Annotated in this window: 16 protein-coding genes and 1 riboswitch; of the genes, 9 read left to right on the top strand and 7 right to left on the bottom strand. The window is 63.4% G+C overall.

Going from position 1 to position 20,750, the window contains the following annotated elements; translation table 11 throughout:
- Nucleotides 1–8: 8 nt before the first annotated feature.
- Nucleotides 9–1,100, top strand: coding sequence for a PQQ-dependent sugar dehydrogenase (locus tag GM658_RS02445; protein WP_229416714.1), 1,092 nt, complete (start codon nucleotides 9–11; stop codon nucleotides 1,098–1,100).
- On the opposite strand, the gene GM658_RS02440 is transcribed toward GM658_RS02445, so the two are convergent.
- A complete protein-coding gene (locus GM658_RS02440; protein ID WP_155452408.1) occupies nucleotides 1,090–1,671 on the bottom strand; it encodes a C39 family peptidase in 582 nt (193 codons plus the stop codon). The two genes, GM658_RS02445 and GM658_RS02440, sit on opposite strands and share 11 nt — an antisense overlap.
- Before the next feature lie 12 nt (nucleotides 1,672–1,683).
- Nucleotides 1,684–2,328 carry a hypothetical protein gene (locus GM658_RS02435; protein ID WP_155452407.1) on the bottom strand — a complete coding sequence of 215 codons (645 nt, stop codon included), beginning with the start codon at nucleotides 2,326–2,328 and terminating at the stop codon, nucleotides 1,684–1,686.
- Between the two features lie 153 nt (nucleotides 2,329–2,481).
- Nucleotides 2,482–2,576, bottom strand: a riboswitch (glycine riboswitch).
- 170 nt (nucleotides 2,577–2,746) lie between these two features.
- Here GM658_RS02435 and GM658_RS02430 point away from each other — a divergent pair.
- The 8 genes from GM658_RS02430 (at nucleotide 2,747) to GM658_RS02395 (ending at nucleotide 12,948) form a co-directional block, all read left to right on the top strand.
- Entirely contained in the window at nucleotides 2,747–3,970 is a 1,224-nt protein-coding gene (locus GM658_RS02430; RefSeq protein WP_155452406.1) for an ABC transporter substrate-binding protein, read from the top strand.
- 4 nt (nucleotides 3,971–3,974) lie between these two features.
- Complete coding sequence (locus GM658_RS02425; RefSeq protein ID WP_155452405.1) at nucleotides 3,975–4,805, top strand: carbohydrate ABC transporter permease; 831 nt, start codon at nucleotides 3,975–3,977, stop codon at nucleotides 4,803–4,805.
- Entirely contained in the window at nucleotides 4,802–5,647 is an 846-nt protein-coding gene (locus GM658_RS02420; RefSeq protein WP_229416713.1) for a carbohydrate ABC transporter permease, read from the top strand. The genes GM658_RS02425 and GM658_RS02420 overlap by 4 nt, the downstream gene beginning before the upstream one ends.
- 2 nt (nucleotides 5,648–5,649) lie before the next feature.
- Entirely contained in the window at nucleotides 5,650–6,735 is a 1,086-nt protein-coding gene (locus tag GM658_RS02415) for an ABC transporter ATP-binding protein (RefSeq protein ID WP_155452403.1), read from the top strand.
- Between the two features lie 16 nt (nucleotides 6,736–6,751).
- The gene (locus tag GM658_RS02410; RefSeq protein WP_170298633.1) at nucleotides 6,752–7,780 is read left to right on the top strand and encodes a LacI family DNA-binding transcriptional regulator; all 1,029 of its coding nucleotides are present in this window, start codon (nucleotides 6,752–6,754) and stop codon (nucleotides 7,778–7,780) included.
- Between the two features lie 79 nt (nucleotides 7,781–7,859).
- Entirely contained in the window at nucleotides 7,860–9,227 is a 1,368-nt protein-coding gene (locus GM658_RS02405; RefSeq protein ID WP_155452402.1) for a GH1 family beta-glucosidase, read from the top strand.
- Between the two features lie 11 nt (nucleotides 9,228–9,238).
- Nucleotides 9,239–11,698 carry a glycoside hydrolase family 3 protein gene (locus GM658_RS02400; RefSeq protein ID WP_155452401.1) on the top strand — a complete coding sequence of 820 codons (2,460 nt, stop codon included), beginning with the start codon at nucleotides 9,239–9,241 and terminating at the stop codon, nucleotides 11,696–11,698.
- Nucleotides 11,698–12,948, top strand: coding sequence for a sugar MFS transporter (locus GM658_RS02395; RefSeq protein ID WP_155452400.1), 1,251 nt, complete (start codon nucleotides 11,698–11,700; stop codon nucleotides 12,946–12,948). Before GM658_RS02400 ends, GM658_RS02395 begins: the two co-directional genes overlap by 1 nt.
- Here the strand turns inward: GM658_RS02395 and GM658_RS02390 are convergent.
- The 5 genes from GM658_RS02390 to GM658_RS02370 are packed head-to-tail and all read right to left on the bottom strand — an operon-like array spanning nucleotide 12,906 to nucleotide 20,680.
- Nucleotides 12,906–14,429 carry a tryptophan halogenase family protein gene (locus GM658_RS02390; protein ID WP_155452399.1) on the bottom strand — a complete coding sequence of 508 codons (1,524 nt, stop codon included), beginning with the start codon at nucleotides 14,427–14,429 and terminating at the stop codon, nucleotides 12,906–12,908. The genes GM658_RS02395 and GM658_RS02390 overlap by 43 nt on opposite strands.
- Nucleotides 14,430–14,441: 12 nt before the next feature.
- On the bottom strand, nucleotides 14,442–15,455 hold the full coding sequence (locus GM658_RS02385; RefSeq protein ID WP_155452398.1) for a cupin-like domain-containing protein: 1,014 nt from the start codon (nucleotides 15,453–15,455) through the stop codon (nucleotides 14,442–14,444).
- Complete coding sequence (locus tag GM658_RS02380; RefSeq protein WP_155452397.1) at nucleotides 15,439–16,146, bottom strand: SapC family protein; 708 nt, start codon at nucleotides 16,144–16,146, stop codon at nucleotides 15,439–15,441. The genes GM658_RS02385 and GM658_RS02380 overlap by 17 nt, the downstream gene beginning before the upstream one ends.
- An 8-nt stretch (nucleotides 16,147–16,154) precedes the next feature.
- A complete protein-coding gene (locus tag GM658_RS02375) occupies nucleotides 16,155–17,705 on the bottom strand; it encodes a tryptophan halogenase family protein (RefSeq protein WP_155452396.1) in 1,551 nt (516 codons plus the stop codon).
- Nucleotides 17,705–20,680 carry a TonB-dependent receptor gene (locus GM658_RS02370; RefSeq protein ID WP_155452395.1) on the bottom strand — a complete coding sequence of 992 codons (2,976 nt, stop codon included), beginning with the start codon at nucleotides 20,678–20,680 and terminating at the stop codon, nucleotides 17,705–17,707. The genes GM658_RS02375 and GM658_RS02370 overlap by 1 nt, the downstream gene beginning before the upstream one ends.
- Between the last annotated feature and the right edge of the window lie 70 nt (nucleotides 20,681–20,750).

Below are 20,750 nucleotides of genomic sequence, written 5' to 3'. Positions count from 1 at the left end.
TGCCGGCGATGGATCTCAAGACGCCGCCGGGTTTTTGCGTGGCGGTGGTCGCCGATAAGTTGCGTTATCCGCGCGGCGTACAGGAACTTCCGGGCGGTGAGCTGGCCGTGGTTGAAATGGGCGGTTGGGTCGAGGGCCGGGGACGGGTGATCGTGATCGGCAAGGATGGCACGCAACGCGTTTTGCTCGACAAGCTTGACCGGCCGAATGGCATCACGCTTGGCCCGGACGGCAAGCTGTATGTCGGCGTGGTCAAACGCATTGTGCGTATCGATCCGGCGCAGCCGGGGCAGGCAACGGATTTCGTCACCGGCCTGCCCGGCGTTGGCCGCCACCTGTTGACGGCCCTGCGTTTTGATCAGCGCGGCGACCTGTACGTGAACGTCGGCTCGGCAAGCGACCATTGTGAAAGCACTTCCGGCGCAGAACCTGCGGCCGACAAGCCGTGTGCCGAAAATGAAGGCGAGCAGGCGTCCGGTGTCATCCGCAAATACAGCATCACATGGCCCGGCGGCGTGGTGAAAAACTGGGAAACCTACGCACGCGGCTTGCGCAACTCGATGGCGATGGCAGTACATCCAGCCACGGGAGCGTTGTGGCAGGGAGAAAACTCGCGCGACAATATCAACATCCACATGCCGCAGCTGAAGAGCGACGCCGAGCTGCCGCATGACGAATTGAACCTGATACGGCGCGGCGCCCATTATGGCTGGCCTTATTGCTACGATGCGAATCTCGCCAGTCCGGAATATCCGTCGGCGAAGTGCGCAAGCTATACGGCGCCGGTGAGGCTATTGCCCGCGCATGCAGCGCCGCTTGGCATGCTGTTCTACACGGCCGACCGCTTTCCCGCCGAATACAGGGGCAGCCTGGTCATGACCTTCCATGGCTACCGCCAGCATGGCCATCGCCTCGTGGCGCTGCTGCCGGACAAGCAGGGCGCGCCTCTCGGCAAGATGGTGGAGCTGATCTCCGGCTGGGACGTCAAAGGCAAACAGGGGCGGGGCGCTCCGGCCGACGTCAAGCAGGCCGCCAATGGCGACCTGCTGCTGGTTGATGACCACAACGGCCAACTGCTAAAGCTCCACTTCAAGGACTGACGTTCATGCGCTGCGTATGCGTCCAGTTATGGTCGTATGCGCTGACCGCCGAGGCGTAGGTGCGATAAGTCTGCCCTTCGCCCGGCCACGGGTTCATGATGTAGATGTAGTTGGTGCCGTTGTAGGTTTCATAGCCGCGCCCCACCATGATATGGCCGCCGCCGTTGGTCCAGCCGTAGCGGATGACGAAGGGACGGTTGGCGTTGATGTCGTTGACCACCGAATTCCACGACAGGTAGTTGTTGATCGCAGTATTCGGTACGCCCCAGGCGGACAGGATGTTCTGCACGCTGCCCGAGGTGCCATACATATTGTTTGGCCGGTTGGCGTAGCTGTTCCAGTCGAAAATGCTGCTGCCGCAGGCGTAGTTGATGCCGAATGCCCAATTCACGATCTGGCACTGGCTTGGCGTCCGGCTGTAGTAGTTCAGGACAGCCTTGCTGGAACCGGCCCAGCACCATTGGCTATGTTCCTGGGTCACCAGGGGGACGTTCAGCGTGCGCCACTGGGCAAAGGCCGAGGGCAGGGCGAGCACCAGCGCGGCGGCCGCCAGGGTTTTTGCGAAATTCATGGGTGGACCTCCTTAGCGGAAAGCTTCGATATTGGCTTTGACTGCGGCGCGCAGCGGCTCCAGCAGTTCGGCGCTGTCGACCAGCTGGTTGCCGGCCTTCTTCATCAGCAGCGATTCGCGCGCGGAATGCAGGGGCGCAAACCTGGCATGGTCCACTTCGAGGAAGTCGGAACGGGCCTGGTACACGCGGATAAAGCGCAGATTGGAGCGTGCGCTGTTGCCGTGTACCGCCATGGCGGCTTCCACGTCTTGCGCCAGCACCGATGCGCCGTAGGCGACGGTCTCATAACGGCCATTCACCTGTTGCACTGTGGCCAGCCCGATCGGCCTGCCGTGCAGCGAGATGATGAAGCGCCACTCCCCCGTCGGCTTGGCCAGCGAAGGCAGGTCGGCGCGCGCCAGCAGTTCTTTCGGGTCAATGGTGTAGACCTCGAAGCCGCTGCCGATGGTCGCCTGTTTCAAGTCGCCGACGTCGGTGATATCGAGCGGGAAGTCCACCGGTGCGCTGCCGGGGCGAAGCGCTTGCTGGTGTTCGGCGAATTGCGCCAGGCCGCGTTTGGCAGCCTGCAGCGCCGCGCCGTTATCTGCTTTTGCCAGGAACGGTGCGGCCATCAAAGCTGCGCAGGCAATGCGCAGCCAGAGTCGATGCGTATGCATGTGACTACTCCTCTGAAGGTTGATCAGATCATTTTTGATTGCGGATGGATTGCCCCCTCTGTGCTGGACCTGAGAGTTTCACAGGCATGGGCTGCCTGCTTGCTCCTTCGGTGCGCCAGCCTTGCGGCGCTGGCGGCTCTTCAGAGTTGTGATAACACGCGACCGGTCCTTTGGCCTGAGAGATTCCGGGGGCGGCTTGCTCCTTCGGCGTTGTCCGTGGGTGGGACAAACTCTCCCGATCGCGCGGCCGGCATGCACCGGCAGCGAAATCAGGATAGCCCAGGAAAGTTTACGATTTCAATCGTTTTCCTTTGCACGTTGCTTTTTCGCCAAGCGTAAGAATCCTGTTATTCTGTTGACACTCAGGCGGGAAATTGGTAACGTTTCCAAAAAATAGCGGCACACTACAGGAGACGGGATGTTGAAGCAGTTCTTAGCCTGCGCCATGGCGCTGGGAGCAGCCACCGCGCAGGCGTCCGGACCCAGCGCGGAAGTAATCCACTGGTGGACTTCGGGCGGCGAGTCGGCTGCCGTCAAGCAGCTGGCCAATGCCTACCGGGCAGCCGGGGGCACCTGGATCGATACGGCCATTGCCGGCGGCGACCAGGCCCGCGCGGTGACCCTCAACCGCATGGTGGGAGGCCAGGCGCCGACTGCCGCGCAATTCAACATCTCCAAGCAGTTTCTCGATATCGTAGACCAGGAAATGCTGGTGCCGCTGGACGACATCGCGCGCCAGGAGCACTGGGATACCACGCTGCCGGAGCCGATCGTCAACGCCATCCGCATCGAAGGGCATTACTACGCGATACCGATGAATATCCACATGCAGACCTGGATCTGGTATTCCAAGGCAGCCTTCAAAAAGGCCGGCATCAGCAAGGAGCCGGCCACCGTCGACGAACTGTTTGCCGCACTGGACAAGCTGAAGACCGCCGGCCTGGTGCCGTTGGCGCATGGCGGGCAGGCCTGGCAGGAGCATATCCTGTTCGCGTCCATGCTGGCCAATATGGGCGGCCGCCAGCTCTATCTGCAGGTGATGCGCGACCGCGACCAGCGTGCCATCAATTCCGATGCGGTGCGCAAGGTGCTGCTGGCCTACAAGCGCCTGCAGTCCTATGTCGATCCCGCCTCGCCGGGCCGCAATTGGAACGACGCCACTGCGATGCTGGTCAGCGGCAGGGCCGGCGTGCAAATCATGGGTGACTGGGCCAAGGGCGAATTCAGCAATGCGAAGATGGAGCCGGGCGTGCAATACGGCTGCATTCCCGGCCTGGGCGCAAACTCTCCTTACCTGATCCAGGGCGATGCCTTTGTCTTCCCGCGCTCCGATCGCACGCAGGTCCAGCAGGCGCAGAAGCTGATGGAAAAAGTACTGCTGGCGCCCGCCACGCAAGTGAGCTTCAACAAGCTGAAAGGTTCGTTGCCACCGCGTTCCGATGCCGACACCAGCCAGCTCGACGCGTGCGCCCGCGCCGGCGCAGCCATCATGCGCGACCGCAACCGGCAGGTCGGTGCGCCGGAGATTTACCTGACGCCGGACCAGAACGGCGCCGTCCAGGATGCGTTGACCGCCTACTGGAATACCTCGATGCCGGTCGAGAAAGCGCAGAAGGCGCTGGCAGCGGCGCTGAGGAATTAAGCTGATGCGCCGAGCCATGTCCTACGCGGCCCTGCTGCCGATGCTGCTCACGGTATGCGTCGGCTACCTCGGCTCGTTCGCCTGGACATTCTATGTTTCGCTCACCAGCTCGCGCAGCATTGCGACCAGCAGGCTGGTTGGCTTCGCGCAGTATGAGCGCTTGTTTGGCAACGAACGCTGGCTGCTGTCGCTGCATAACCTGGTGCTGTATGGTGTGCTGTTCATCGCCGCCTGCATGGTGATTGGATTCCTGCTGGCGGCGGCGATCGACCGCCAGGTAGCGGGTGAGGGCGCGTTGCGGACAATCTTCCTGTATCCGTATGCGATGTCGTTCGTTGCGACGGGCCTGGTGTGGCAGTGGGTACTGACGCCTGGCGGCGTCCCGGGGCTGGAAATCGACTGGCTGGTGAATCAGGATACGGTGCTATACACCATCGTGCTGGCATCGGTCTGGCAGGCGTCCGGGTTCGTGATGGCGCTGATGCTGGCGGGCTTGCGCGGCGTCGATCCGGAAATCTGGAAAGCCGCGCGGCTGGATGGCATACCGGCCTGGCGCGTCTACCTGTCGATCGTATTGCCCATGCTGGCGCCAACGCTGGCGACGGTCTTCATCCTGCTGGCAACCATGGTCGTCAAGCTCTACGACGCGGTGGTCTCCATGACGCAGGGCGGTCCCGGCACGGCCAGCGAAGTGCCGGCCAAGTTCATCATGGATCATTTGTTCCTGCGCGCGAATATCGGCCTGGCCTCGGCGGGCGCGGTAGTGCTGTTGCTGACGGTACTGGCATTGCTGGCGCCATGGGCATACGCACGCAGCCGGAAGGGGGCGGCATGAGGGCCGCGCGTCTTGGACTGTACGCCTTCCTGGCCAGTGCTGCGCTGTTTTTCGTGCTGCCGCTGTACGTGATGCTGGCCACTTCACTGAAGTCGATGGATGAAATCCTGCTGGGGAATATTTTCGCATTGCCGCTGGCGCCGACGCTGGATGCCTGGCGCGCAGCCTGGAGCGAAGCGTGCACCGGCGCGGCATGCGAAGGGGTGCAGGGCGGCTTCTGGAACTCGGTGCGCATTGCGCTGCCCAGCACGCTGCTGCCGATTGCGTTGGGCGCGCTGAACGGCTATGCCCTGTCGTTCTGGCGTCCGCGCGGGGCCAACCTGCTGTTCGGCGTCTTGCTGCTGGGCGCCTTCGTGCCGGTACAGGTGATGATCTACCCGCTGGTGCGCATGATGGCGGGCCTGGGCGTATTCGGCTCACTGCCGGCAATCGTGATTGTGCACCTGGTGTTCGGCATGCCGGTGCTGACGCTGTTGTTCCGCAATTATTACAGCGCGCTGCCGCAAGAGCTGTTCCATGCCGCGCGCATCGACGGCGGCGGGTTCTGGCGCATTTTCTGGCATGTGATGCTGCCGCTATCCGTGCCGATGCTGGTGGTGGCGGCGATCATGCAGCTGACCGGCGTATGGAACGACTATATCCTCGGGCTGGTATTTGCAGGCCGCGACAACCTGCCGATGACGGTGCAGCTGAATAACGTGATCAATACCACCACGGGCACCCGTCTTTACAATGTCAACATGGCCGCCACGATATTGACGGCGCTGGTGCCGTTGGCGGTCTACTTCCTGTCGGGCCGCTGGTTTGTGCGCGGCATCGCCGCCGGTGCTGTGAAAGGTTGAAGATGTCGAATGTCAGTCTGAAAAAGCTGGATGTCACGCTCGGGGGGAACGCCATCATCCGCCGCCTGGACCTGGACGTGAAGGAAGGTGAATTCCTGGTGCTGCTTGGCCCCTCGGGCTGCGGCAAGTCCACGCTGTTGCACAGCATTGCCGGCTTGATCGAAAGCAGCGGCGGTGCAATCGAGATCGGCGGCAAGGACATGTCGCATGTCGATCCAAGCGAGCGGGGGATCGGCATGGTGTTCCAGTCCTACGCACTCTATCCGAGCATGACGGTCGAAAAGAATATGTCGTTCGGCTTGCGCATCGCGGGGGTGGCGAAGGCCGAAATCAAGCGCCGGGTGGAGAAGGCGGCTGCCATGCTGCATCTGGGCGAGCTGCTGCAGCGCAAGCCGGCCGCCTTGTCGGGAGGGCAGCGGCAGCGGGTCGCGATCGGCCGGGCGCTGGTGCGCGAGGCGGGCGTGTACCTGTTCGACGAGCCGCTTTCGAACCTGGACGCCAAGCTGCGTACCGATTTGCGGCGCGAACTGAAGCTGCTGCACCAGAAACTCGGCGCGACGATGATCTATGTGACACACGACCAGGTGGAGGCCATGACACTGGCCAGCCGCATCGTTGTGATGCGTGCGGGGGCGATCCAGCAGGTCGGAACCCCGGCAGAAGTATACGAGCGGCCCGCCAATCTGTTCGTGGCTGGGTTCCTGGGCGCACCGGCAATGAACTTCATCGAGGGAAGCATCGATGCGCAGGGCGTTTTTGCCGGCGGCGCGGTACGGCTGGCGCTGGGAACGGCGGGCGGCGCGGCCAAGGCCGTGCTGGGTGTGCGGCCGGAGCATATCGCCATTGCGCCGGGTGGACCGCTGCAGGGCAGGGTAACGCTGGTGGAGCCGATGGGGGCGCATCGCGTGGTCTGGCTCGACTGCGGCGGCAGGCAGCTGTCCTGCATCGTGCAGGGCAGCCGCGCCCTTGCGCCGGATGACGCGGTGTCGTTCGCAATCGACGCGCAGCGCGTGTCGCTGTTCGACCCGGACAGCGGCCAGCGCTTTGAAACGGCGGGCGCTTCAAGTATGCTCGCGATGACGTTATAAGAAGAAAAGGATTCCAGTGGCCACTATCAAAGACGTAGCCCGCCTGGCGGGCGTAGGACTGGGCACCGCCTCCCGTGTCGTCAGCGGCAAGGGTTCGGTATCTCCAGCCACGCTTGAGAAGGTGAAGAAGGCGATCGACGAGCTGGGATTCCGCCCGTCGCATGCGGCGCGCACCCTGCTGACAGGCACCAGCCAGATGATCGGGGTCTACATCCCGGTCCTGAGCGGGACCTTTTACACGCCCATCCTGCAGATTATCGACACCGAACTGCGCGCAGCCGGTCTGCACATGGTGGTGGCCTTCGGCGTTGGCCTGGGCGATGAGCGCAAACAGGCCAACGACGGCATCAAGTTCCTGATGGAGCGCGGCTGCGACGGCCTGATCGTGATGACCAGCGCCTTGCTGGACGAGGATATCGAAGCGCTTGGCGTGCAGCAGGGCAGGATCGTGGTGCTGAACCATAGCCTGTCCTGCATTCCGGAGCAGTGCTTCCCCTTGGACCACAAGCTTGGCGGCCGCCTGGCGGCACGTGCGCTGCTGGACCGCAAGCATCGCGACATCGCTGTGGTGGCCGGCCCGTCGCGTCTTGCCGACAACGTGGCGCGCATCGAAGGTTTCATGGAGGAGCTGCAGGAGGGCGGCATCGATACCAGCCGCATGTGGGTGGCCGAAAGCGATTTCTCCCCGGCCGGCGGCTGGGCCGCGGCCAAGGAGCTGGTGGAATCGGGCCGCCGGTGCACGGCCCTGTTCTGCGCCAACGATGAAATGGCGGTCGGCGCGCTATCCTACTTCCAGGAGGCTGGCATCCGCGTGCCGCACGACCTGTCCGTCATCGCATACGACGACACGCCGAGCGCCGAGTTTTCCGCACCGCGCCTGACGACCGTCCATATGCCCTGGCGCGAGATGACGATGAACGGCCTGAGTGCTTTGCTGAACCGCTGTTACGACTTGAGGCGTACGGTGACGCGCAGCTTCCCGGTGACGGTGACTTTGCGGGCATCGCTGGCCAAGGCGGCCAGCGCCAGGCGCAAGGCAGCATGAATTAGAAGCTCGAAGGGGCGCTTGCGCCCTTTTTTACGGCGAAATATGGAAACCTTTCCAAAGCTTATAAACGACGAATATGAACAAACCAGACCAGCTTGAACCAGGCGCCCCGGCGCGCAGCGACTTTGCCCGCGACTTCCTGTGGGGCTGCGCCACCTCGTCCTACCAGATTGAAGGAGCCGGCCGCGAAGACGGACGCGCCGAGTCGATCTGGGACCGTTTTGCCGCGACGCCAGGTAAGGTGCGCGATGGCTCCAGCGGCCTGGTGGCCTGCGACCATTACCATCGCTGGCCCGAAGACATGGATATCGCGCGCGACATGGGCCTGAACGCTTACCGCTTTTCCATCGCGTGGCCACGCGTGATATCCGAATTCGGTGCGGCGCCCAACCAGAAGGGCCTGGACTTCTATTCGCGCCTGGTGGATGGCATGCTGGAGCGCGGCATCCAGCCCTGGGCCACGCTATACCATTGGGACTTGCCGCAGTACCTGCAGGACCGCGGCGGCTGGGCCGAACGCGATACCGTGCAGCGCTACCTGGAATTTGTGGATGCGGTCACGCGCCGCCTGGGCGACCGCGTGCAGCACTGGATCACGCATAACGAGCCGTGGTGCACCGCAATCCTCGGCAATTTCGAGGGTGTGCATGCGCCGGGCCTGACCGACTTCGGTACCGCGCTGCAGGTTTGCCACCATGTGCTGCTCTCGCACGGCAAGGCGGTGCCGCTGATCCGCGAGAACGTTCCCGGCGCACGCGTCGGCATTTCCCTCAGCCTGCATCCGCTGCGCGCAGCCAGCGAGGGTCCGGCGGACCGCGCGGCCAGCGAGCGCCATGACGGCCTGCGCTATCGCTGGTTCCTCGATCCGCTGCACGGGCGCGGCTATCCGCCGGCAACGCTGGCGCAGGTGGGGCGCGCGGCGCCCGTGGTGCACGACGGCGACATGGAAGCGATTGCGGCGGCGACCGACTTCATGGGCGTGAACTACTATTTTCCCGAAACGATTGCGGACGCACCCGGCCACGAGCCGCTCGATGCACGCGTGCTGCCGCCGCCAGCCGGTGCGGAGACCACCGCCATGGGCTGGGAAGTGGCGCCGGAAGGCCTGGGTGAGCTGCTTGCCCGCATCCATTCCGATTACGCGCCGAGGGAGCTGTACATTACCGAGAACGGTTCCTGCTATGACGATGAAGTGCTGGCCGACGGCAGCGTGAACGATACGCAGCGCCGGCGCTACCTGGCGCGTCACCTGGGCGCCATGAAGGATGCCATTAGCGCCGGCGTCCCGGTGAAAGGCTATTTCGCCTGGAGCCTGGTCGACAACTTTGAGTGGGCGGAAGGCTACCTGCGCCGCTTTGGCCTGGTCCACATCGATTACACAACACAAGAACGAAGGCTGAAGGAAAGCGGCAAGTGGTATCGCGCCTTCCTGCGACAGCCGTAAAAGGAGACCCGATGAAGAAGATTGCATTGCTCGCAGCGCTCGCGCTTCCCGCAGCTGCCGCTCCGCTGGCGGACTGGCCTCATGCGCGAAGCGCCATTGCCCCCGATGCGGCGTTGGAGCGGAAGGTAGCGGCCATCGTCGCCGGCATGACACTGGAGCAGAAGATCGGCCAGATGACCCAGCCCGAAATCAAGACCGTCACTCCGGATGACGTGCGGCGCTACTACATCGGCTCCGTGCTGAATGGCGGCGGCAGCTGGCCGAACGGGAACAAGCACGCCAGTGCCGCCGATTGGCTGGCGCTCGCGGAAAAATACCATCAGGCGGCCATGTCGACCGACATGGCCGTCAAGGTGCCCGTGGTCTGGGGCATCGATGCCATCCACGGCAACAGCAACGTGTTCGGCGCCACGCTATTTCCGCATAATATCGGCCTCGGCGCCGCGCATGATCCGAAGCTGGCCTATGAAATCGGCGCAGCCACCGGCAAAGCCGTACGCGCGACCGGCATCGCCTGGGTGTTCGGCCCGACCATCGCCGTGGTGCGCGACGACCGCTGGGGACGCACCTACGAGAGTTTTTCGGAAGACGGCAAGCTGGTGGCCGCATATGCCGGCGAATACGTCAAGGGTCTGCAGGGCCGCTTCAAGGATGACGCCAATGTTCTGGCCAGCGCCAAGCATTTTGTCGGCGACGGCGGCACGGACCAGGGCAAGGACCGGGGTGACAACAAGTCTTCCTTGGCCGATATGATCAACATCCACGGTGCAGGGTATGTGCCGGCGTTGGCTGCCGGTGCGCAAACCGTAATGTCTTCGTTCAATAGCTGGAATGGCGTGAAGATGCACGGCAACCGCGAAATGCTGACCGGCGTGCTGAAGTCCAAAATGGGCTTTGATGGATTCATTGTCAGCGACTGGAACGGCATTGCCGAAGTGCCGGGCTGCCGCAACGATAGCTGCCCGCAGGCGATCAATGCCGGCATCGATATGGTCATGGTGCCGGATGACTGGAAAGCCTTCATCGCCAACACCATTGCACAGGTGAAGGTGGGCGAGATCCCGATGGCCCGCATTGACGATGCGGTGATGCGCATCCTGCGCGTCAAGCTGCGGGCGGGCCTGTTTGACAAGAGCCCGGGGCAAAACGCCTATGCCGGCCAGGACGCGGCGCTGCAGGACCGCGAGCTGGCGCGCCGCGCGGTGCGCGAATCGCTGGTGCTGCTGAAAAACGAAGGGCCGTCGTTGCCGCTGGCGCGCGGTAAAAAAATCCTGGTGGTCGGCAAGAGCGCCGACAACATCGCCAACCAGACCGGCGGCTGGTCGCTGACCTGGCAGGGCACGGACAACACGAATGCGGATTTCCCGAATGCCGACAGCATCCTGTCAGGCATTCGCTCGGCAGCGGGCGAGGGCAATGTGGAATTCAGCGTGGACGCGAAAGGCGTCGACCTGTCCCGTTTCGATGCGGTGATCGCGGTGATCGGGGAGCGCCCGTATGCGGAAGGCGATGGCGACATCGGCTCATCGGGCACCTTGCGCCACAGCAGCCGCTATCCGGAAGACCTGGCCGTGCTGGAAGCGGTCGCCGGCAAGGGTAAGCCAGTGATCACCGTATTTGTCTCCGGACGTCCGCTGTTCGTCAACGATTTGCTGAACCTGTCCGACACCTTCATCGCCGCCTGGCTGCCGGGAACGGAAGGCAAGGGCGTGTCCGATTTGCTTGTGGCAGGGCCGCACAGCTATGACTTCCGCGGCAGGCTGTCCTTCTCGTGGCCGAAGTCGGCCTGCCAGACGCCGTTGAATTTCGGCGACGCCGGCTACGCGCCATTGTTTGCATTGAATTATGGCTTGCGCAAGGGCCAGCGCTCAAGGCTGGGCAAGCTGGATACTGCCTACGCACCTGGCGGCTGCGGGTCGAGTAATATCGTTGCTGTCCATAGTCAGGCCGACCGTTCAAGCTTCCCACTGGCGATCCGCAGCGGCAGCGAACAGCTGGCGCTGGGCGCAGACCTGAATGCGACTTTCCGGCTGCCGGGCATCACCGTGCAGACGGCGCAGGTCAACACGCAGCAGGATGCCAAGCTTGTGACATGGACGGCCAGTGCGGAACTGGCTGCGCGCGGCGCCAGGCCGCTGATGCTCTCAGCCGCAGCGGCGCGCGATGGCGCGCTGCAATTCGACACGATCGTGAGCGTTACTCCGCAGGGCAAGGTCATGCTGGCGATGCAGGACACTGCACTCGACGCGACCAGGCTGTTCAAACGTATTGCCGGCAAGGGCAAGCAGACCGTCAAGGTGCCGCTGGCTTGCTTCACGGCGCGCGGCCTTCAACTGGACCACATGGATACGCCGTTCAGCATCCATGCCGACGCCCCGTTTGCCGCGGCGATCGCCAATATCGAAATTGCCGGCGGCGCGGCCGCAGCGGCAGACGCAGTGCGCTGCGAAGAACTCACGGGAGAGAAATAATGGCAGGCATCGCACCCAATACCACATCCGTTCCCAAGGAAGCGGCGGGCGGAACGCACAACGGCGCCAACACCGGCGCCCTGGTGATCGTCACCATCCTGTTTTTCATGTGGGGCTTGATTACTTCGCTGAACGACATCCTGATTCCGCACCTGAAATCGATCTATACCTTGAGCTATGTGCAGGCGATGCTGGTGCAGTTCTGCTTCTTCGGGGCCTACTTCATCGTCTCGCTGCCTGCCGGCGCGCTGATCCGCCGCATCGGCTATCAGCGTGGCGCCGTAGCCGGTTTGTTGATTGCCGCCGGCGGCTGTGCACTGTTCTACCCAGCCTCGTTCGGCGGCTACGGCTTGTTCCTGTTTGCTTTCTTTGTTCTGGCAGCGGGCATTACTGTCCTGCAGGTGGCAGCCAATCCCTATGTGGCGGCGCTTGGTCCGGCGCGAACGGCATCGAGCCGCCTCACGCTGACCCAGGCTTTCAATTCCCTTGGCACCACGATTGGTCCATCCGTCGGCGGGGTGCTGATCCTGTCGGCCGCCGTTGCCGCCGCCGATGGCGCGAGCGTGCGCGGGCCTTACCTGGCGCTCGCTGCTGCGCTGGCGCTGCTGGCCGTGCTGTTCTACGCCGCGAAGCTGCCGCAGATCGAGGAAAGCGAGGATGTGGCGCTGGCGGGAGAGGGCCACGGTTCTGCCTGGGCACACCGCCATCTGGTGCTGGGAGCGATCGGCATTTTCCTGTATGTCGGCGCGGAGGTAAGCATCGGCAGTTTCCTGATCAATTTCCTGGGCGAGCCGCGCATCGCAGGCCTGGCTCACGCGGAAGCCTATCGCTTTGTCAGCATTTATTGGGGCGGCGCCATGGTCGGCCGCTTTATCGGTTTTGCCGTGATGCGGGTGGTCAGCCCGGGCAGGGCGCTGGCGTTCAACGCGTTGCTGGCGATCGCACTGCTGCTGACTGCGACATTCGGCAAGGGCGGCGTCGCCATGTGGGCGGTTCTGGCGGTCGGCCTGTGCAACTCGATCATGTTCCCGACCATCTTCAGCATGGCGCTGAACGGCCTCGGCAAGTACACGGGGCAGGGCTCCGGCATCCTGTGCATGGCTATTGTCGGCGGAGCGCTGGTGCCGTTCGCGCAAGGTGCGCTGGCCGATACAATGGGAGTGCAGGCGTCCTTCATGCTGCCGGCCGCCTGCTACGCGTTCATTCTCTACTTCGGCGCTAAATACTCTTCCATGTACGCGGCGCAGTAATTCTCTACATACTGCTGGTGCGGCGGCAGCTGCGCCACGGACCGTGCCACGTTGCTGCGGATGCTGTCGAGGAAATGGGACAGCTCCGCATCCCCCATCAAATCGGCGGAAGGATGGTGCTGCTGCGGCAGGATGCCTTGTCCCAGCATCACCTGGATCCAGGAATTTTCGGCAAACAGCTCATTCGATAAACGGAACACGCGCCCCGTTTCGCGGAACAGGTCGATGCGGTGCTGCAGCGAAGGCGGCACTGCCATCCCGGCGCAATGGCGCCAGAACGGCGTATCGCGGCGGTTCGTCACCTTGTAATGCAGGATGATGAAGTCGCGGATATGCTCGATCTCGGCCCAGGCCTGCTTGTTGTATTCGTCGATCTCCGATTGGTAAATGCCGGCGGAAGGGAACATCTGCATCAGCCGCACGATGGCGCGCTGGATCAGGTGGATGCTGGTTGACTCGATGGGTTCCAGGAAGCCGCTGGACAGGCCGATGGCGACGCAATTCTTGCGCCAAACCTTGCGGCGCTGGCCCGGCTTGAAGCGGATCACGCGCGGCTGCACCAGCTGCTCGCCGGTGATGCCGGCCATCAGCTTTGCGCGGGCGGTATCGTCGTCGACGAATTTGCTGGAAAAGACCATGCCGTTGCCGACACGGTGCTGCAGCGGAATGCGCCACTGCCAGCCCCAGTCGTGGGCGATGGCGCGGGTGTAGGGAACGGCGGCGCCGGTGGATGCGGTCTGCACGGCGATCGCACTGTCGTTGTGCAGCCATTGCGACCAGTCGTCGAAGGCCTCGCCCAGGGTTTCCCCGATCAGCAGGGCGCGGAAGCCGGTGCAGTCGATGAACAGGTCGCCCTCGATCACCGCGCCGGAATCGAGCTGCAATGCCGTGATATGGCCGCTGGCCGCGTCGGTGTGGACTTTGGCGATCTTTCCTTCGATGCGCTGCGCGCCATAGCCCTCCGAGTACTTGCGCAGGTAGCGTGCGTAGGCGCTGGCGTCCAGATGATAGGCATAGTTGATGCCCTGGCGCGGCAGGTGGCCGAAGCGGTTCAGCTGCGCCGCTTTCAGCTCCAGGCAATAGTCGCCATAGTCGCTGGCCAGCTTGCGCTCGCGTCCCTTGCGCCAGAAATGCTGGAAGCCGGCCGTCCAGTGGTCGGTGCCTGTGAGGCCAAAGGAGTGGATGTAGTCTTCGCTGGTATTGCGCCAGTTTTCAAAGCTGATGCCAAGCTTGAATGTCGCGTTGGTCGCCGCCATGAACTCCTGCTCGTTGATTTGCAGCAGTTCGTGGAAATTGAGCAGGGTGGGAATGGTGGCCTCGCCAACGCCGACGGTGCCGATCTCGTCGGACTCCAGCAGCTTGATGTCGAGGACTTTTCCCAAGCTGCGCGCGATGGCTGCCGCGACCATCCAGCCGGCGGTGCCGCCGCCGGCGATGACAACGCGCCGCACAGGGCGGGACTGGTTTTGTTCGTCTCTCATCAGGGTCTCCGTTTATCGGTTGATTTTTTTGAGAAGCTGGGCACGCAGCATGCGCGCCGCATCGTCGCTGATCGGGCCGAGCACGCGCTGCGCCTGCACCGGTATGTGGGCGGCGGTTGCGCCGCCGGCCTCGAATACATAATGGCGGAACAGTTCCTGCCATGCGCGACGCTGTTCGCGCGGCAGGTCGCGGATCGAGAGCAGGGATAGCATCAGCGCATTGGTGGGAGTGTCCATATACTCGGGCGACTGGCGCCACCAATAATTGACCAGTACGTTGAAGTTCTCCAGCGCTTCGACGTGGTGCCACCACATGCTGGGAATGAAGATGGCGTCGCCCGGCTCCAGTTCGGCACACAGCGCATGGCGCATCGCTTCGGCAAAGCGCGGGAAGCGGTCCAGGTCCGGCTGGTGCAGGTCCACCAGGCTGATTGGCTGGCCTGCGGGTGTGAAGTCGAGCGGCCCGACGTACAGGTTTTCCAGCTGGTCCGGCGGGAACAGGGTGAACCGGCGGCGTCCTGCGGTGACGCAAGCCAGGTTGTCCGGCAAGTCGTAATGGGCGGCGATGCGGGTCTGGTTGCCGATCCAGACGCTCATGAGCGCGTCGCGCGGCCCCAGGTCGAGCGGGTTTTCTTCGCGGTAGCCGGGCAGCGCCGTGTCGACTGTGGTGGAGCCGACGTAAATCGCCGGCGGGACGGGGTTATCGCGCTGGCCCGCCAGTTCATCCAGCACGTCGTCGAGACGCGCACGCACGGAAGCGAAGTTAAAGCCGCTTAAATCCTGGTTGTAGAAGAAGCGGCCGCCAATCTCGCGTGTGCCCAGCATCGCGACTACGCTGGCATCGCGGTAGAAGCGGCGCAGGTAGGCATCGGCGCTGGCTGCGCCGGCGCGGCTGGCCTGTACCGCAGGCCAGCGGGCGACCAGGCCGCGCAGCACCAGCGGTTCGGTGGCTGTCAGGAGATCGTCGTTGAGGTCGGACGGCGTCAGGCCGTGCAGCTCGCGGATCGGTTTAGCATTGGCCAGCATGGACGCGGTTCTTGCGCTCGATCAGGGTGCGGAAGTTGGACATGGACGCAATCACCATGTAGATGGCCTGCAGGTAGCCGGCGTGGTTCAGCCTTTCCAGGGCCTCGCCCGGCAGGGCGGACAGGCACTCTTCATTGATGGTGTAGAAGCCGGCCAGGCGATACTGCGAGCCATCATCAAGCTCGATGTCGAACACGAAGGACTCGAGCAGCTTGAGTTCCAGCAGCGCCGCCAGGAAGCCGTTTGCCTGCTGCAATCCCTGGTGCAATGCCAGCAGGGTGGAATTGACCTTCTCCAGGTATTCGGAAGTGCCGCCGTGGGGCAGGAATACGCGTTCGCCGGCCGAGGCGCTGACGCGGGGGTTGTCAAGGTCCACATGCACCGTCAGCTCGCTGCCGTTGACGCCGATCAGGAAGGGCTGCCGTTCAATCGCCAGCGGGATGTACGGCGCTTCCCAGCCATGCAGGCCGAGGAACAGGTTTTCGCCTTCCTGGAAACCGAATAGCGCGTGCGCCTCGAAACCGCCGCCGGCCCCCTTGCGGAACACGATCGGGTAGCAGGCCTGCACATCGCGGAATTCGGATGGAAAGGTGAGGGCGGACATCACGTTGTCGCCGAAATGGGCGCCGCGCCCGGTCTGCACGTGCAAGTCCTTGTGGTCGATATTATTGAGCAGGACAGGTTTGGCCATGATGGTCCTCAGATGGTGGGCAAGCCGTGGCGACGGATATGGTCGATCAGCTCGCGGTTGGTCGGCAGGGCTGCCAGCATCCTGTGGGTCAGGCTGGCAGCTTCACGGAAATAGTTGTCGGCCGCCTGGTCGTTGTCACGCCGGCGGATGCCGCCGCCGGCTTCACTTCGGAAGCCCATGCCGTAGAGGACATATTGCCAGCTGGCCGATGGGAAGACTTCGTCGGCGCGGCCGAAGTCGTAGCGCGACGGCTGGCGGTGGCGCCAAAGCGCGAGCATCTCGGCCAGCCGCGCCGGCACCGATTCGCGGTTGTCGATCCAGTAGGGCGAGTCGCGGCGTTTGCTCAGCACATAATGCAGTTTGAGGAAGTCGATCACGCGTTCCCAGCGATAGCGGAAGGCGTCATTGAAACGGCGCGCGGCCAGGTCCATGATGCCGCGCGTAGCGGGCATTTCCTCGCTCAGCATGCTGGCGGAGAGTTCGACCATGGCCAGCGCCGACGCTTCCAGCGGTTCGATAAAACCTGCCGACAGGCCGATGGCGACGCAGTTACGGTGCCAGAATTGTTCACGGTAGCCGGGATTGAAGGTCAGCTTGCGCGGCGATGGAATGTCTGGCGGACCGCCGCTGTCGACAATGTACTGGCGCAAAGCGCGTTCGGCATCTTCGTCGCTGCTGTGGGCACTGGAGTAGACGTGACCGATACCGCGCCGTGCGGGCAGGCCGATGTCCCAGATCCAGCCACTGCGCTGGGCGGTGGAACTGGTCTGCGACGCAATCGGACTGTCTGCGGACGGATAGGGGATCTGCACCGCCAGGGCGCTGTCGTTGAACAGCACGTGCTTTTGCGGCAGGAAGGGGACTTCGTAATGCTGGCCAAGCAGGCGCGATTGCAGGCCCGTGCAGTCGATGAACAGGTCGCCCGCCAGGGGACCGTGGCTCGCACCCTGCAGAGCGCTGATGTCGCCGTTCGGCGCCGTTGCGATGGAGGTGATGTGGTCAAGCACATGCCGCACGCCAAGCCGTTCGGTGCAATGCTTGCGCAGGAAGACGGCAAACTTGCCCGCGTCCAGGTGGTAGCCATAATTGGCCACCGCTGCAAATTCCGGAGTGGACGGCTGTTTGGGCGCCTTGCCGCTGACGCACAAGTGGGGCTGGAAGCTGGCCAGGTCGGCGAAAGGGATATGCGAATGCGCCTGCTGCCAGCGTTCGGCGAGATTGGCCTCGCCATACCCTTGCGGCAGGACGAATGGATGGAAGTAGACGTCGTCCGCCGCTCCGGTCACCCAGCGGTTGAAGCGCGAGCCCTGCTTGAAGGCGGCGTCGCACTCGCGGAAAAAGACGGATTCTGAGACACCGATGCGGCGCAGCGTGTCGCGCATGGTGGGCCAGGTGCCTTCGCCCACGCCGATGATCGGCACGTCGGGCGATTCGACCAGGGTGACCTGCAGGCCCCCCGGCTGATCGGCAGGGTGGTCAGCCGCAAGGATGGCGGCGGCCAGCCAGCCGGCCGAACCGCCACCCATGACGACCACTTGTCGGATCGCGTTGCTTGCCATCAGAACTTGTAACGGGCGCCCAGCATGTAACGCGGTCCTGATTGGGTCACAAACAGCGCCATGGTTTCGGCGCGGCCGTGCACCCGCTGGATTTCGTTGGTCAGGTTGATCGCTTCGAACTGCACGCTCAGCTTCTCGCTGAACGCGTAGCCGACGCTCAAGTCCAGCTGGCCGTAGGCCTCCGTATAGTTCGGGTTCGGCCCCGAGCCGTCAAAGGTCGAGGACAGGAACTTGTCGCGCCAGTTGTAGGCCGCGCGGATGGTCCAGTTCTTGTCTTCGTAGATGCCGACCAGGTTGGCCGAGTTGCTCAGGCCGACCAGCGCGAACTGCTCGCCGATCTTGTAGTTGTCGTACTTCAGGCCCGAATCAACCCAGGTGTAGTTGGCCGATATGCCAAAGCCGGAATTGCCGAACATATGCTGCACATTGAGCTCGGCGCCCTTGATCTTGTCCTTCTTCTGGTTGGAGAAGGTGGTGATCTCGAACGGCAGTACCGGATCGCCAGGCTGGCCGACAATGGTGCCGGTGGCGTTGCCGCTAGGGTCGTCGGCGCCGCGCGTCACGCCCGGCGCGGTCGGGTGGTTGCGGAAGATGTAGTTGCGGATGCAGACCAGGTCATTGCCGCAGGCACCCTGGCTGACCGCCTCGTTCCACAGCGCGCCGCCGACAGGGGTATGCAGGTTGAACGGTGTGGCCGTGATCTTGGACTGGCCGGCGTAGTTTTCCAGGTCCTTGTGGAACAGGCCGAGCGAGGCGAAGCTTTGCGGGCCGTAGTACCACTCGAGCGACAGGTCCAGGTTTTTCGACTTGACCGGTTTCAATTGCGGGTTGCCCTGCGAGCCGGTGCCGCCGAAGACGCGGGCCAGGGTATTCAGCGTGGTGCCGCCCTGGATCTGGTCGTAGCGCGGGCGGCCGATGGTTTCGCCGTAACTGGCGCGCAGCTTCATATCCGAACGGATGTCGGCATCCCAGTCCACGCTGGGCAGCACGTGGTGGTATTTGCCGTTCAATGTGGTGAAGGTGGCGGGACCGAAGGCGACCGGGAATTCGTTGGCCGAAACCCAGCTGATGGTGGTTGCCGCCGGCACCAGCGCGGTGGAGACCACGTCCGTCGTTTCGTAGCGCAGGCCGACATTGGTATGCATCGGAATCGCGGTATCCCAGTCGGTACCGAACTGCACATAGGCGCTCTTCGACTTCTCAGTGGTGCGCTGGTCGGTGTCGAAGGTGTTTTTCGGCAGGTACAGGTCGGGCAGGCCGCTGGCCTTTGCAGCTTGGGCCCGCAGGTCGGCGAAGTTGAAAGTGTAGAACTGGTTGAACAGGGCCGGGTTGCCGCTGCCTTCGATCTGGTCGAAGTACTGGCGCAGCGACTCCTGGTGGAACATGCTGGCAGGGTAGTCCGACGGCTTGGTGGCGCCGCCCCAGGTGTCGCGCTGCTGGGTCGAGAAGGCGGAGCGGTTTTTTACTTCGGTCGAGGCCAGGCCGAAATTCAGGTTGGACGCTTCCAGCACTTTCAGGCTGCCGCGGAACTGCGCCTGGTCGACTTCGCCCTTCATATAGCCGTTCTGGAATACGGAACCGGTTACCTGCTGCGGCGCGGCGGCAAAGTCGGCGCCCTTGATGCTCAGCACGGGGAAGTCCTGGCGGAAGTCGGCCGTGGTATCGCCCCGGCTGAAGCTCGCCGTGCCCAGCACATTGCTGGAACCGAACGGGCTGTCGGCTTTCGATTCTGCGGTGGACTTGTGCACGTCCAGTTCCAGCTTTAGGCCATCGGTCTTCCATGCGGCATTGAAGCCGAGCGACTTGTTCTGGGTCCTGGTGGCGAAGTCGGCGCCGCCCATGGCGATGTCGGAGTTGCCGGCCGGGATCAGCTCCGTGTACACCAGCGGCGCGGCAACCGGACCGTTGCTCCAGGTGCTGCTGGACGGTCCGAAGTTGAACCATGCCGACAAGTCCTGGCGGCGGGTCTGGATCTTGTTTTCGGAATAGGTATAGTCAAGCGTGGTGGTCAGCTGCTTGACCGGCGCCCACTGCAGGGTCAGCTGGCCATTGGTACGCTGGCGCTGTACACCGTTCATGTTGTAGTTCAGGTTCTGCGGCACCGAATAGACGTCGGTCGGCTTCGGGCGGTTGGTGATGCGGTCCGCTCCGTCCGTGCCCGGTTGCGGGATGGTGCCCCAGTTGTTTTCATCGCCGCGGAACGGGCCGCGCCAGCCATTCGATACGGCCGCCTGGTTGAAGCCCAGGTTGCGCTCCTGATAGCTGGCGCTCAACGCCACGCCGATGCGGTTGTCGTCGAAAGTATTGCTGTAGATGCCCGAAATTTCCGGCGTGGTGGAACTGCCCCGCTTCACGTCGCCGGGCAGGTTGTTGTGCGAGGTGTCATGCACCGCTTTGGCGCCGATGCTGGCCAACAGGCCCGGGCGATCCAGCGGACGCGCGGTCATCACATTGAGGGTGGCGCCGATGCCGCCGGTCGGGGTTTCCGCGCGGCCGGTCTTGTACACCTGGATCTGCGAGATCGCTTCCGATGCCAGGTTGGCGAAGTCGAAGGCGCGGCCATTGAGGTCGCCCAGGTTGGAGGTCGGCATCTGGCGGCCGTTGAGCAGCACCAGGTTGAAATCGGGGCCCACGCCGCGCACGGTGACTTTGGAGCCCTCGCCGATGGAGCGGTCGATCGACACGCCGCTGATACGCTGCAGCGATTCGGCCAGGTTAGTGTCCGGGAACTTGCCGATATCGGCTGCCACAATGCCGTCGACGATACCGTCGGCATTGCGCTTCAGGTTCATCGAAGAACCCAGGCTGGCACGCAGGCCGGTCACTACCACCGTCGTTACGTCGCCGCTACTGGAAGGGGCGGGGGCAGCGCCTGCCTGGTCCGATTCCTGTGCCTGCGCTGGTGCGATGAGCGCCGCGCAGGCCGTCGCTACTGCAAGGCTCATCAAGGTCTGCTTCGCCTTTGGATAGTGCATTTGGTCTCCTTGGTTCTTATAGTCTGGCCGCCTCCCCAACCAGCATGGAAACGTTTCCACGTCATGCTTC

The sequence above is a fragment of the Massilia eburnea genome, assembly GCF_009720745.1.
Lineage (GTDB): Bacteria > Pseudomonadota > Gammaproteobacteria > Burkholderiales > Burkholderiaceae_D > Rugamonas > Rugamonas eburnea.
This window is presented reverse-complemented; position numbering and strand designations above follow the sequence as displayed.